Here is a 13,489-nt window from a genome sequence, read left to right as displayed (position 1 = left end):
GCACGAACGGGGAGGATGGGGCGGTTATTCCGCCGCCGGGATGTAGAGATCGCCGGCTGCGCGGTACTTTTCGCTCATTTCGGCCATGCCCTTTTCGGCGTCCTCGGCAGCGAGGAAGGTGTCCGGGGCCTGGTTCTGCTTGGCGGCGAATTCGCGCACTTCCTGCGTGATCTTCATCGAGCAGAACTTCGGTCCGCACATCGAGCAGAAGTGCGCGGTCTTGGCGCCTTCGGCGGGCAGCGTCTGGTCGTGATACTGCTCGGCGGTGTCGGGATCGAGGCTCAGGTTGAACTGGTCGCGCCAGCGGAACTCGAAGCGGGCGCGGCTGAGCGCATCGTCGCGCAGCTTGGCCGCCGGATGCCCCTTGGCAAGATCGGCCGCGTGGGCGGCGAGCTTGTAGGTCACGACGCCCACCTTCACGTCGTCGCGGTCGGGCAGGCCGAGGTGCTCCTTGGGCGTCACGTAACAGAGCATGGCCGTGCCGAACCAGCCGATCATCGCCGCCCCAATGCCGCTGGTGATGTGGTCATAACCCGGCGCGATGTCGGTGACGAGCGGCCCGAGCGTGTAGAACGGCGCTTCGCCGCACGCGGCCAGCTGCTTGTCCATGTTCTCCTTGACCTTGTGCATCGGCACGTGGCCGGGGCCCTCGATCATCACCTGCACGTCCTGTTCCCAGGCGCGCTTGGTCAGTTCGCCCAGCGTATAGAGCTCGGCGAACTGGGCTTCGTCGTTGGCGTCGGCAATCGAACCGGGGCGCAGGCCATCGCCGAGCGAGTAGGCGATGTCATACGCCTTCATGATCTCGGTGATGTCGTCGAAGTGTTCGTAGAGGAACGATTCCTTGTGGTGGGCAAGGCACCACTTGGCCATGATAGAGCCGCCGCGGCTGACGATGCCCGTGACGCGCTTGGCCGTCATCGGGATGTAGGGCAGGCGCACGCCGGCGTGGATGGTGAAGTAGTCCACGCCCTGCTCGGCCTGCTCCACCAGCGTGTCGCGGAAGATTTCCCAGGTCAGGTCCTCGGCGATGCCGCCGACCTTTTCGAGCGCCTGGTAGATCGGCACGGTGCCGATCGGAACCGGGCTGTTGCGCAGGATCCATTCGCGCGTGTCGTGAATGTTGCGGCCGGTGGAGAGGTCCATCACGGTGTCCGCGCCCCAGCGGATCGACCAGACCATCTTGTCGACTTCGTTGGCCACGTCCGACGCCACGGCAGAGTTGCCGATGTTGGCGTTGATCTTGACGAGGAAGTTGCGACCGATGGCCATCGGCTCGGATTCGGGGTGGTTGATGTTGTTGGGGATGATCGCCCGGCCGCGCGCCACTTCGTCGCGGACGAATTCGGGCGTTACGTAATCGGGTACCGAGGCACCCCAGTCCTGGCCGTCACGGATCAGCGCTTCCTGCATCTGCTTGCGACCCAGGTTCTCGCGGATGGCAACGTATTCCATCTCGGGCGTGATGATGCCGCGGCGGGCATAGTGCATCTGGCTGACGTTGTGGCCTGCCTTGGCACGCAGCGGGCGCTGCTCGACATTGGGGAACGCGGGCACGCCGGCCGAGCGATCCGGCCCCTTCAGGCCATTGTCCTCGGGCTTCACCTCGCGGGCGGAATATTCCTCGACATCGCCGCGCGCCACGATCCAGTCGCGGCGCAGCTTGGGCAGGCCGGCCGAAATGTCGATGGTCGCCTTGGGATCGGTGTAGGGACCGGACGTGTCATAGACACGCAGCGGCGGCTCGCCCGAGGAAGGCTCGAGCGCGATTTCACGCATGGCGACGCGTACGTTCGGGAAGCGGACGCTTTCGACGTGGATCTTGCGGCTGCCGCGAATCGGGCCGGTGGTAACGCCGATTTCGAGCTTGGAATTGATGTCGGCCATGCGCGTTCCTTCATGGACGAAGACAGGGCGCGCAGCGATTGCCGTGCCCTTCCCTCCGCCCGTGCTAACGGGTTCAGGTTCGACGGGTCGGGCTGCGTGACCAGCCCCTCTCAGCCAACACTGGCTCCCCGGGGTAGACGCGGAAACTAGGCGATCGGTGACGCCAAGTCCAGACGGTGACGACGCCCCTGTCACTTTGATCGAATGCCCGCTGGACTTTAAGCGGACGCTTAAGGATAATCCGGTCAAGACCGACCAGACTCGGCAACCGGGAGATTTTGCATGGCCACCGCATCCCTCGCGCGGGAAAAGGCGATCAATCCGTACGACGTGAGCCTCAATGCGCTCTATGTCGAAGACAGGTGGCGCGAGCCGTTCGCCTGGCTGCGTGCGAACATGCCCGTCAGCTATCGCGAACAGAGCCCCTTCGGACCCTACTGGTCGGTGGTGACGCACGACCTGATACAGAAGGTCGAGCTGGACCCCGAGACTTATTCCTCCTCGTGGGACCGGGGCAACATCACCATCGCGGATTCGGTCAATGAAACCGCGTTTCCCAACTTCATCGCGATGGACCCGCCGGTCCATACCGCGCAGCGCAAGGTGATCGCGCCGGCGTTCGGCCCCAGCCAGATGGTGAAGCTGGAAAAGCTGGTGCGCGAACGCGTGACGCAGCTGCTGGATGCGCTGCCCGTGGGCGAGACGATCGACTGGGTGGACAGCGTCTCGATCCCGATGACCATCGGGATGCTGCTGATCCTGTTCGATATGCCGTTCGAGGAATGGCGCGACATCAAGCGCTGGTCGGACTGGGGCAGCGGCGTTTCGGAAGACGCGCTGAACGACGAATACCGCGCCGAGTTCATGGTGCAGATGGGCCAGATGCTCGAACGTTTCGACCGCGAGCTGGAAGCCAGGCGCGGCCTGCCGCCGAGCGACGACCTGCTGAGCCGCATGGTGCATTCCGAAGCGATGGGGCACCTCACCCCGCCCGAGCGCATCGCCAACATCGCGCTGCTGATCGTGGGCGGTAACGACACCACGCGCAATTCGATGAGCGGGCTGGTCGAAGCGCTGGCCAAATATCCCGACCAGCTGGAGAAGCTGCGCGCCGACCCGTCGCTGGCGGCCAATGCCGCGCAGGAAATCATCCGCTGGCAATCGCCGGTGACGCACATGCGCCGCACCACCACGCGCGACACGGAGCTCGGCGGGCAGTCGATCCCCGAAGGTTCGAAGGTGGTGATGTGGTACATCTCGGGCAACCGTGACGAGACGGTGTTCAAGGACGCCGAGCGTTTCGACGTGACCCGCGAGAACGCGCGCCGCCACATCGCCTTCGGCCACGGCATCCACCGCTGCGTGGGTGCGCGCCTTGCCGAAGTGCAGCTTGCCGCGGTGATCGAGGAAATCGTCAAGCGCAAGTGGCGGATCGTGCCGCAGGACACGCCGACGCGGCTGGCCAGCCCGTTCCTCCACGGCTTCACCGCAATGCCGGTGAAGATCGAGCAGGACTGACCTCCACGACGACAACGACAAACATAACGTAACGGGAGAATTCGACTGATGGCCCTGCCCAAGGTCTGCATCATCGGCGCCGGCTGTTCCGGTTTCACCACGGCCAAGCGCCTGAAGGACTACGGCATTCCGTTCGACATCTACGAGGCGTCGGACAACATCGGCGGCAACTGGTACTATAACAACCCCAACGGGCTGTCCTCTTGCTATCAGAGCCTGCACATCGACACGTCGAAGTGGCGGCTTGCGTTCGAGGACTACCCCGTGCCGGAGGAATGGCCGGACTATCCGCACCATTCGCAGCTGCTCCAGTATTTCCACGACTATGTGGACCACTTCGGCATTCGTGAGCACATCCGGTTCAACACACGCGTGGAAAAGGCCCACCGCCTGCCGGAAGGCGGATGGGACGTGACGCTCTCGAGCGGGGAGACGCTGCGCTATGACGCGCTGGTGGTCGCCAATGGGCATCACTGGGCGGCGCGGGTGCCCGAATATCCCGGCCACTTCGACGGGCCGCAGATCCATTCGCACCACTACCGCACCCCGTTCGAGCCGGTGAACTGCATCGGCAAGCGCGTGCTGGTGGTGGGCATGGGCAACAGCGCCATGGATATCGCCAGCGAGCTGTCGCAGCGGCCGATGGCTGAAAAGCTGTTCGTCTCCACCCGCCGCGGCGTCTGGATCTTCCCGAAATACTACCGTGGTCAGCCGCTGGACAAAAATCCGGCACCGGCCTGGATGCCCAAGAAGCTGCGCCAGTGGCTGGGCACGCGGATGATCAAGAACCTGGTCGGCAAGATGAGCGACTATGGCCTGCCAGAACCGGAAATCGAGCCGTTCGAGAGCCACGGCACCGTTTCAGGCGAATTCCTGCTGCGCGCCGGATCGGGCGACATCACCATGAAGCCGGGGGTCGAACGGCTCGACGGCAAAGCCGTGGTGTTCAGCGACGGCTCGCGGGAGGAAATCGACGCGATCGTGTGGGCCACCGGATACGACATCCGCTTCCCCTTCTTCGACGAACCGGCGTTCTGTGCGGATTCCGACAACAAGCCGCCCGCCCTCTACAAGCGGATCATGAAGCCCGGCGTGCCCGACCTGTTCTATCTCGGCCTGGCACAGCCGCTGCCCACGCTCGTCAACTTTGCCGAGCAGCAGTCCAAGCTCGTCGCCGCCTACCTCGCCGGGCAATATGCCCCGCCCCCGGCGCCCGAGATGGAGACGATCATCAAGGCGGACGAGGACTACTATACCGGCCAGTACTACAAGGCGCGGCGACACACGATCCAGCTGGATTTCGACCACTACGTGCGCGCACTGAAGAAGGAGCTGGAGCGCGGCGCAAAGCGTGCTGCGACCAGGGGCAATGCGCTTCCGGTCCCTGCACGGGCGGATGCCGGAAAGGTGGCGGAAGCCGCCTGACAGGGCAGCGCTGCTTCGGCGCTGCTTCGCCACGGACAAACGAAAGGGACCGCGTCGCACAGCTGCAACGCGGTCCTTTTTCCTGTTAGGTAACGGCCCGGATCAACCGGGCCGTCAGCAACTTCATTCCGCCGCTTCGAGCACCCGCGTGTCGGCGCGCTGATTGTCGTACCAGAACTCCGATGCATCGAGATCGATCGCGGGAATGGCCTCGCGTTCGGCCCAGTAGTTCTGGTTGTGGCGCCACACCTCGTTGTCGCCGCGCTTGGGCAGCTTGTCGAGATCGCGCATCAGGTAGTTCGGGTTGAAGTTCTCGGCCTCGATCCACGGCAGGATCGCCATGTCCTTGTCCTCGGGCCGCAGCTTCACCTCAACCTTGTGCGCGCCGACTTCGTCCATGTGCTTGAGCAAGCGGCAGACGAAATCGCCCAGCATATCTACGCGCAGCGTCCACGAGGCGCGGAAGTAGCCAAAGACCCACAGCATGTTGGGCACGCCGGTGAACATCATGCCGCGGTAGGTCACGGTATCGGCCCAGTCGACCGCCTTGCCATCCACTTCGAACGGGATGTTGCCGAGCACCGAGAGGCGGAAGCCGGTGCAGGCGACGATGATGTCCGCTTCGAGCAGTTCGCCCGAGTTGGTCAGCACGCCCTTGTCGGTGAAGCGGTCGATGGTGTCGGTAACGACCGAGACCTTGCCCTCGGCCGCGAGGCGGAACAGGTCCGCATCGGGGCAGAACGCCAGCCGCTGCTGCCACGGGCGATACTTGGGCGTGAAGTGCGGTTCGAACTGGAAGTCCGGGCCGACATAGGCGCGCACCAGATCGCGCAGCTCCTCGACCACGACGTCGGGTTCCTCGACGCAGCGTTTGTCCATCACGGCCTGGTCATGCATGACCTGGGCTCGGATGATGCGGTGGATCGTCGGCTCGTCGATCCCGATCTCTCGCAGGCGGTCGGCCAGCTCGTTCTGGTTCGGATGGCAGAAGAAGTAGGTCGGCGAGCGCTGGAGGATGGTCACATGGCCGGCCTTTTCGGCGAGGGCCGGAACCACGGTCGCGGCGGTGGCGCCCGAACCGATCACCAGCACGCGCTTGCCGGTGTAGTCGATGTTCGGATCCCACAGCTGGGCGTGGATGAACAGGCCCTTGAAGTCCGACACGCCCTTCCATTCGGGCGGGATGTAGGGAACCTGATGGTCGTAGTAGCCCTGGCACATCCACAGGAAGGTGCAGGTGAAGGTGTGCTCCGCGCCGTCCGCGGTCCGTGCCGTCACGGTCCAGCGGTTGTCCGCGCTCGACCACTTGCAGCTGGTAATGGTGTGGCCATAGCGGATGTTCTTGTCGATGCCGTTCTCCTCGATCACCTCGCCCATGTAGTCGAGGATCGCCTGCGCGCTCGCGATCGGCGCGCTGGTCCACGGCTTGAAGCGGTAACCGAAAGTGTAGAGATCGGAGTCGGAACGGACGCCGGGATACTTGTGGGTTTCCCACGTGCCGCCGAACGTGTTCATCCGTTCCAGGATGACATAGCTCTTGTCCGGGCACTGGTCTTGCAGGTGGTAGGCCGAGCCCACGCCCGAAATCCCCGCACCGACGATCACGACGTCGACGTGCTGGGCCAAATCCTCTCGCGCCATACTCTCTCTCCGTGGCTGCATGTTCTTATATCGTTGCGGCCTTGCTGGCCGTCCACTCACTAGGAGGCCTTGACCAATATCAAAATGCAACGGGATTCGGCAGGAAATTCACCGGACGCTTAAAAAAAGACGGTGAGCGGATGCCGGACCCGATCGGGGGCGGCTTACCGATTGTTCATGCAGCGGAACGGGAGCGGTCATCTGGTCCATCGCAATACCTCCGCGTTGCGCTGCGGCGCGATGGAAGCGGTGTCTCCCCCGGCCCGCTTTCGGCCCCGGAGACCGGATCCCCTTCGCATCCGGGCCGGGGCCTTAAGTCCCCGCATCCGGTGGCTCCGTCAGTCATTCTAGCCCTGGGCGACCGCCTGCCACTGGCGCACCGCCTCTACCGGCCAGACCAGCATCAGCACATTGAGCGCCAGGTTGTCGCGGATCATCATGAGCGTGAACAGCTCGAACCCCGCGCCCAGAAGCACCGTGGCGAGCACCGGCAGACGTGCCGCCAGCATGAAGCCCAGCGCCATGAAAGCGATGTCCCCCGCCGAATTGAGCACGCTGTCGCCGCTGTAGCCCCAGCTGACCGTGACAGCGCGGTAGCGGTCGATGATGATCGGCGAGTTTTCGAGGATCTCCCATCCCGCCTCCACCATGACCGCCGCCGCAAGTGCCCAGCGGCCCGCAACGTAACGCATCAGCCCGAACCGGCGCCACAGCAGGTGCGCGGCGCCATAGAACAGGAAGCCGTGGATCACATGGCTGAAGCTGTACCAGTCCGCGATCTGCTGGCTGTTCTCCGCCGACTGGACAACGCCGGTCCACAACCGAACCGTGCCGCAGGGGCAGATCGCCGGCCGCCCCATGGCAAGCAGGATCGCCACCGCGGCGAAACCGAGCAGCACCGCGATGTGCGCGCCCACCCGATCGGGCACGAGACGACTTCCGTTCTGGTCCACGCCAGTATCATCCATTGCATATCCCCCAGGCGGCCCCTGCCTTCCCCTGCCCTTTAGTGCCGCGACGGGCCGAGGCGGGCAAGCGACGGTTGCGCGGGCAACGGCTTGGGCCTAACGCCAGCGACGATGACTGCGCGACGCTGCGATATCGCGATACTGGGCGGCGGGCTGGCAGGCGGGCTGATAGCGCTCGCGCTGGCCCGGCACCGTCCCGACTTGTCGCTGCTGCTGGTCGAGCAGGACGAGACGCTCGGCGGCAACCACGTCTGGTCTTTCTTCGGAACCGATGTAGGCAAGGCCGGACGCGATCTGCTCGCACCGATCGTGGCGGCGGCGTGGCGCGGCTACGAAGTGCGCTTCCCCGCCCACGAGCGAGAACTTGGCACCAGCTACTATGCGATGACGTCGCGGCGTTTCGACGCGGCGCTGCGCGCGGCGCTGCCCGCCGATGCGATCCTGACCGGCGCACGCGTGCTGGCGGCCAGTGCCCGCAACGCCGCACTGGGCGACGGCACGCGGATCGAGGCACGGGCTGTGATCGACGCGCGCGGCATCCGCAATCTCGGCCACCTGACAGGCGGCTGGCAGAAGTTCGTCGGCCAGCACCTGAAGCTGGCGGCGCCGCACGGCATGGACCGTCCTATCGTGATGGATGCCACCGTGCCGCAGCTCGACGGCTTCCGCTTCGTCTATGTCCTGCCCTTCGCCGAGGACGAGGTCTTCGTCGAGGACACCTATTATTCGGACAGCCCGACCATCGACGCGGCGACGCTGGCCGGCCGCATCGCAGACTATGCCCGCGTGCGCGGCTGGCGTGTCGAGCAGGTTCTGTCGGAAGAACACGGCGTGCTACCGGTGGTCGCTGGCGGGGACTTCGACGCTTTCTGGCGCTCGACCGGCAAGGACATGGCCCGCGCCGGTACGCGCGCAGGGCTGTTCCACGCGGTGACGAGCTATTCGGTGCCCGATGCGGTGCGCTTTGCGCTCGCGCTGGTGCGACAGGCCGATTGCGGCGGCGAGCAACTGGCCCGCTTCTCCGAAGACTACGCGCGGACGCATTGGCGCCGCGGGCACTTCCTGCGCCAGTTGACGGCGATGCTGTTCGGCGCGGCGGTGCCGATGGAGCGCTACCGCGTACTGGAGCGGTTCTACAGGCTCGATGAAGGTCTCATCGAGCGTTTTTATGCCGGGCGGAGCACCGCGCGGGACAAGTTGCGGGTTCTGGCAGGACGTCCGCCGGTGCCCGTCACGCGCGCCATCGGCGTGCTGACGGGGCTTGGCGCGCGGCCGCAGCCTCTTACCCTTGCAGGGATGCGATCAAGATGAAGCGTGCATGTGTTGTTGGGGCCGGTTTCGGAGGGCTGGCGCTTGCCATCCGGCTGCAATCGGCGGGCATACAGACCACCGTGGTCGAGGCGCGCGACAAGCCGGGCGGCCGCGCATATTACTGGGAAAAGGACGGCTTCACGTTCGACGCCGGCCCGACGGTCATCACCGACCCGCCCTGCCTGCGTGAACTCTGGGCGCTCAAGGGCCACCGGATGGAAGACGACGTCGACCTGATGCCGGTGTCGCCGTTCTACCGGTTGAACTGGCCGGACGGGACGAACTTCGATTATTCCAACGACGAGGCCGCCCTGCGCGCCGAGATCGCCAAGATCAGCCCGGGCGACATTTCCGGTTACGAAGCCTTCGCGCACTATGCCGCCGGCGTGTTCGAGGAAGGCTACGTCAAGCTTGGCGCGGTGCCGTTCCTCGATTTCGCCAGCATGATCAAGGCGGCGCCCGCGCTGGCCAAGTATCAGGCGTGGCGCTCGGTCTATTCGATCGTGTCGAAATACATGGAAAGCGAGAAGCTGCGCGAGGCGTTCAGCTTCCACACCCTACTGGTCGGCGGCAATCCGATGAACACCAGCGCGATCTATGCCCTGATCCACAAGCTGGAGAAGGACGGCGGCGTGTGGTGGGCGAGAGGCGGCACCAACCGCCTGATCGCCGGCATGGTGCGCCACTTCCAGCGGATCGGCGGCGAAGTGCGGATGGGCGATCCGGTCACGCGGATCCAGTCGCTGGGCAACCGGGTGACCGGCATCGAAACCAAAAGCGGTTGGCAGGCCAGTTTCGACGCCATCGCGTCGAACGGCGATCTGATGCACAGCTATCGCGACCTGCTGGGCGACAACACCCACGCGCGGCGACAGGCCGCCCGGCTGAAGCGCAAGAAGTTCTCGCCCAGCCTGTTCGTGGTCCATTTCGGCATCGAAGGCACCTGGCCGGGCATCCCGCACCACATGATCCTGTTCGGCCCGCGCTACAAAGGGCTGCTCGACGATATCTATACCCACGGCGTGCTGCCCGAGGATTTCTCGATCTACCTTCACCATCCCACGGTCACCGATCCGTCGATGGCGCCCGAGGGCAAGAGCACGTTCTACGCGCTGGTGCCCGTGGCCAACATGGGCAAGCTTCCGGTGGACTGGAACCAGATCGGGCCGATCCTCGAAAAGCGCATCCTCGACGAGGTCGGCCGGCGGCTGATCCCCGACATCCACGAGCGTATCGTGACGAAGTTCCACTATGCCCCCGCAGACTTCGCCACCGATCTCTCGGCGCATCTGGGCAGCGCATTCAGCCTTGAGCCGCTGCTGACGCAGAGCGCATGGTTCCGCGCGCACAACCGCGACGATGCCATTTCGAACTTCTACCTCGTCGGCGCGGGAACCCATCCCGGCGCCGGGATTCCCGGTGTTGTCGGCAGCGCGAAAGCGACGGCCAAGATCATGCTGGAGGACCTGCTGTGAAGCGTCTCGCCGTCTATTGCGGTTCCGCCTCGCCCGCCGACGGGCGTTACGTTGCGCTTGCCCGCGATGTGGGGCGGGCGCTGGCGGAGCGCGGCATAGGCGTGGTCTATGGCGGCGGGCGGCTTGGGCTGATGGGCGCAGTCGCCTCGGGCGCGCTGGAGGCAGGCGGCGAAGTGATCGGGGTGATCCCCGAAGCGCTGGCGGGGCCGGAAGTCGCCAACGCCGATTGCACCGAACTGCGCGTGGTGCGCTCGATGCACGAGCGCAAGCAGGCATTCACCGACCTGTCGGACGGGTTCCTGACCATCCCCGGCGGCGTTGGCACGATGGACGAGTTGTGGGAAGCGGTGAGCTGGTCGCAGCTGGGCTACCACGCCAAGCCCATCGGGCTGCTCAACGCCTTCGGCTTCTATGATCACCTGCTCGCCTTCAACCGCCACATGATCGAGGTGGGCTTCGTCCGCGAGGCGCACGCGCATATTCTCATCGCCGAACCCGATCTGGAATTGCTGCTGGAACGGATGGAAAGGCACGTGCCGCACCGTCCGATCTTTGCGATGAAGGCGCAGGACCTGTAACCCTACCGACGATGGACGACCGATCCAGCCTTGTCGCCACGGCGCGCCAATCGATCCGCAAGGGGTCGAAGAGCTTTGCCGCGGCGAGTGCGCTGTTCGACCGCGAAACGCGTGAACGGGTCTGGCTGCTCTATGCCTGGTGCCGGCGATGCGACGACCTGATCGACGATCAGGACCACGGCGGCGCGCTGGGCGGAAATGCCGGCGCGGCGGATCGGATCGGGCAAGTGCGCGGCCTGACCGCGCTGGCCTTCGTGGGCAAGGAAACCGGAGATCCCGCGTTCGATGCCTTCGGGCTGGTCGCGCGCGAGACGGGCCTGACCCTGGAAATGGCCGGCGCTGTGCTTGACGGCTTCGCGCTCGATGCTGCGGATTGGCAGCCGCGCACCGAGGCGGACCTGATGCGCTACTGCTGGCACGTGGCCGGGGCCGTGGGCGTGATGATGGCGGTGGTCATGGGCGTATCGCCGCAGGACGATGACACGCTCGACCGCGCCTGCGATCTGGGCCTGGCCTTCCAGCTGGCCAACATCGCGCGCGATCTTGCCGAGGACGACGCGGCCGAGCGCTGTTACGTACCGCTGGAATGGCTGGCCGAAGCGGATATTCCGCCGGGCGAGCAGATGAAGCCGCCACACCGCGCCGCGATGGCCACGATCGCCCAGCGGATGTGCCGGATCGCCCACGCACACGAATGTTCGGCCCGGATCGGCGCCTCGCGGCTCCAGCCCCGCCAGCGCTGGGCAATCCTGGCGGCGGCGGGCATCTATGGCGAGATCGCGCGCGAGGTGGAACGGCGCGGTCCCGATGCCTGGCACAGCCGCACCGTCGTGAGCGGCACGCGCAAGGTGCAGTGGATCGGCCGCGCTGGCCTGCGTGCGCTGCGCCCCGTCCCGCGCTCGTGCCTGGCCGGCGCGGACGAGCGGCGCTTCACCCGGCGAGACCTGATCGCGCTGGCCGGCCGAAGGGGCATTTCGCTTCCTTGACCGGGCGCCCTCCATTGGTTACATTGGAAACCAACCGGAGAGACGCCATGGCAGACTTGTTCGATAATCCTCTGGGGCTGGACGGTTTCGAATTCGTCGAGTTCTGCGCACCGCATCCAGGCATGCTGGAACCCGTGTTCGGCGCGCTTGGCTTCACGCTCGTGGCACGGCACCGCTCGAAGGCCGTCACCCTGTGGCGACAGGGCGGCATCAACCTCATCGCCAACTACGAACCGAAGAGCCCCGCGGCATGGTTCGCCGCCGAACATGGCGCGTCTGCCTGCGGCATGGGCTTTCGCGTGCGCGACGCGCGGGCCGCCTATGACGAGGCGCTGGCGCGCGGCGCGGAGCCGGTCGAAGTGCGCACCGGCCCCATGGAACTGCGCCTGCCCGCGATCCGGGGCATCGGCGGCTCGATCATCTACCTGATCGACCGTTACGATACCGGCGCGGGCGAGCTTTCGATCTACGACATCGACTTCGTGTGGGAACCCGGCACGGACCACCATCCCGAAGGCGCAGGTCTCAAGGTGATCGATCACCTCACCCACAATCTCTATGGCGGGCGCATGGCGCACTGGGCCGCGTTCTACGAACGGATCTTCAACTTCCGCGAGATCCGCTATTTCGACATCAAGGGCGAATATACCGGCCTGACCAGCCGGGCGATGACCGCGCCCGACGGCAAGATCCGCATCCCGCTGAACGAGGAGGGCAAGGCCGGCGGCGGACAGATCGAGGAATACCTGCGCGCCTACAACGGCGAGGGCATCCAGCACATCGCCTTTTCCTGCGACGACCTGCTGGCCACGTGGGACAAGCTGGCAGCGCTGGGTGCGCCCTTCGCCCCTGCCCCGCCGGAAACTTACTACGAGATGCTGGAAGAGCGCCTGCCCGGTCACGGCGAGCCGGTGGCGGAATTGCAGAAACGCGGCATCCTCCTGGATGGATCGACCGAGCAGGGCGATCCGCGGCTGCTGCTCCAGATCTTCTCGCAGACCATGGTCGGCCCGGTGTTCTTCGAATTCATCCAGCGCAAGCGCGACGAAGGCTTCGGCGAAGGCAATTTCACCGCGCTGTTCAAGTCGATGGAAGCCGACCAGATCCGACGCGGCGCACTGAAAGTGGAGTCGGCGCAATGAGCGCGCACCCTGTCAGGCTCGGCGGCATTCACCACGCCGCCTATCGTTGCCGCGATGCGAAGGAAACGGTCGACTGGTACGCCCGCGTTCTGGGCATGGAATACGTGACCGCCTTTGCCGAGGATCACGTGCCGTCCACTGGCGCCTACGATCCTTACATGCACGTGTTCCTCGATGCCGGGAACGGCAACGTCCTGGCCTTTTTCGAGTTGCCCGAGCAGCCGCCGATGGGCCGCGACCCGAACACGCCCGAATGGGTGCAACACCTCGCCTTTCGCGTCCCCGACGTGGACGCACTGCTGGCCGCCAAGGCGCACATCGAGAGCGAGGGCGTGGACGTGCTGGGGCCGACGCATCACGGGGTGTTCCAGTCGATCTATTTCTTCGATCCCAACGGGCACCGGGTCGAACTGGCTGCCGATATCGGCACGCCCGAACAATACGCCGAACTGAAGCGCGTCGCCCGGCCCATGCTGGACGAATGGTCGGTGACGAAAAAGGCGCCGCGCCACGCCGACTGGCTGCACGCGCACAACCGCAAGGACTAGGCCGCGCTGC

11 protein-coding genes and 1 riboswitch are annotated in these 13,489 nt (G+C 65.3%); of the genes, 8 read left to right on the top strand and 3 right to left on the bottom strand.

What is annotated here, in order from left to right:
- Positions 1 to 24: 24 nt before the first annotated feature.
- On the bottom strand, positions 25 to 1,887 hold the full coding sequence (gene thiC / locus OLX02_RS15540) for a phosphomethylpyrimidine synthase ThiC (RefSeq protein ID WP_264424319.1): 1,863 nt from the start codon (positions 1,885 to 1,887) through the stop codon (positions 25 to 27).
- A gap of 32 nt (positions 1,888 to 1,919) precedes the next feature.
- A riboswitch (TPP riboswitch) is annotated at positions 1,920 to 2,028 on the bottom strand.
- A gap of 141 nt (positions 2,029 to 2,169) precedes the next feature.
- Here thiC and OLX02_RS15535 point away from each other — a divergent pair.
- Entirely contained in the window at positions 2,170 to 3,405 is a 1,236-nt protein-coding gene (locus tag OLX02_RS15535) for a cytochrome P450 (protein ID WP_264424317.1), read from the top strand.
- Positions 3,406 to 3,453: 48 nt separating this feature from the next.
- Positions 3,454 to 4,830, top strand: coding sequence for a flavin-containing monooxygenase (locus OLX02_RS15530; protein ID WP_264424315.1), 1,377 nt, complete (start codon positions 3,454 to 3,456; stop codon positions 4,828 to 4,830).
- Positions 4,831 to 4,953: 123 nt separating this feature from the next.
- Here OLX02_RS15530 and OLX02_RS15525 read toward each other — a convergent pair whose 3' ends face one another.
- A complete protein-coding gene (locus OLX02_RS15525) occupies positions 4,954 to 6,471 on the bottom strand; it encodes a flavin-containing monooxygenase (RefSeq protein ID WP_264424314.1) in 1,518 nt (505 codons plus the stop codon).
- 347 nt (positions 6,472 to 6,818) lie between these two features.
- Positions 6,819 to 7,439 carry a DUF2585 domain-containing protein gene (locus OLX02_RS15520; protein WP_264424312.1) on the bottom strand — a complete coding sequence of 207 codons (621 nt, stop codon included), beginning with the start codon at positions 7,437 to 7,439 and terminating at the stop codon, positions 6,819 to 6,821.
- Between the two features lie 111 nt (positions 7,440 to 7,550).
- On the opposite strand from OLX02_RS15520, the gene crtY reads away from it, so the two are divergent.
- Genes crtY through OLX02_RS15490 form a run of 6 tightly spaced genes read left to right on the top strand, consistent with a single transcriptional unit; the run spans position 7,551 to position 13,479 of the window.
- Positions 7,551 to 8,750, top strand: a complete 1,200-nt coding sequence (gene crtY, locus OLX02_RS15515; protein ID WP_264424310.1) for a lycopene beta-cyclase CrtY — start codon at positions 7,551 to 7,553, stop codon at positions 8,748 to 8,750.
- Entirely contained in the window at positions 8,747 to 10,225 is a 1,479-nt protein-coding gene (locus tag OLX02_RS15510; protein WP_264424309.1) for a phytoene desaturase, read from the top strand. The genes crtY and OLX02_RS15510 overlap by 4 nt, the downstream gene beginning before the upstream one ends.
- Positions 10,222 to 10,803: a TIGR00730 family Rossman fold protein gene (locus OLX02_RS15505; RefSeq protein ID WP_264424308.1), complete on the top strand. Its 582-nt coding sequence runs from the start codon at positions 10,222 to 10,224 to the stop codon at positions 10,801 to 10,803. The genes OLX02_RS15510 and OLX02_RS15505 overlap by 4 nt, the downstream gene beginning before the upstream one ends.
- 11 nt (positions 10,804 to 10,814) lie before the next feature.
- Positions 10,815 to 11,789: a phytoene/squalene synthase family protein gene (locus OLX02_RS15500; protein WP_264424306.1), complete on the top strand. Its 975-nt coding sequence runs from the start codon at positions 10,815 to 10,817 to the stop codon at positions 11,787 to 11,789.
- A 47-nt stretch (positions 11,790 to 11,836) separates the two neighbouring features.
- Positions 11,837 to 12,931, top strand: a complete 1,095-nt coding sequence (gene hppD / locus OLX02_RS15495; RefSeq protein WP_264424305.1) for a 4-hydroxyphenylpyruvate dioxygenase — start codon at positions 11,837 to 11,839, stop codon at positions 12,929 to 12,931.
- Positions 12,928 to 13,479, top strand: coding sequence for a VOC family protein (locus OLX02_RS15490; protein ID WP_264424303.1), 552 nt, complete (start codon positions 12,928 to 12,930; stop codon positions 13,477 to 13,479). The genes hppD and OLX02_RS15490 overlap by 4 nt, the downstream gene beginning before the upstream one ends.
- The last annotated feature ends 10 nt before the right edge of the window (positions 13,480 to 13,489 follow it).

It is taken from the genome of Novosphingobium sp. KCTC 2891, assembly GCF_025938155.1.
Lineage (GTDB): Bacteria > Pseudomonadota > Alphaproteobacteria > Sphingomonadales > Sphingomonadaceae > Novosphingobium.
This window is presented reverse-complemented; position numbering and strand designations above follow the sequence as displayed.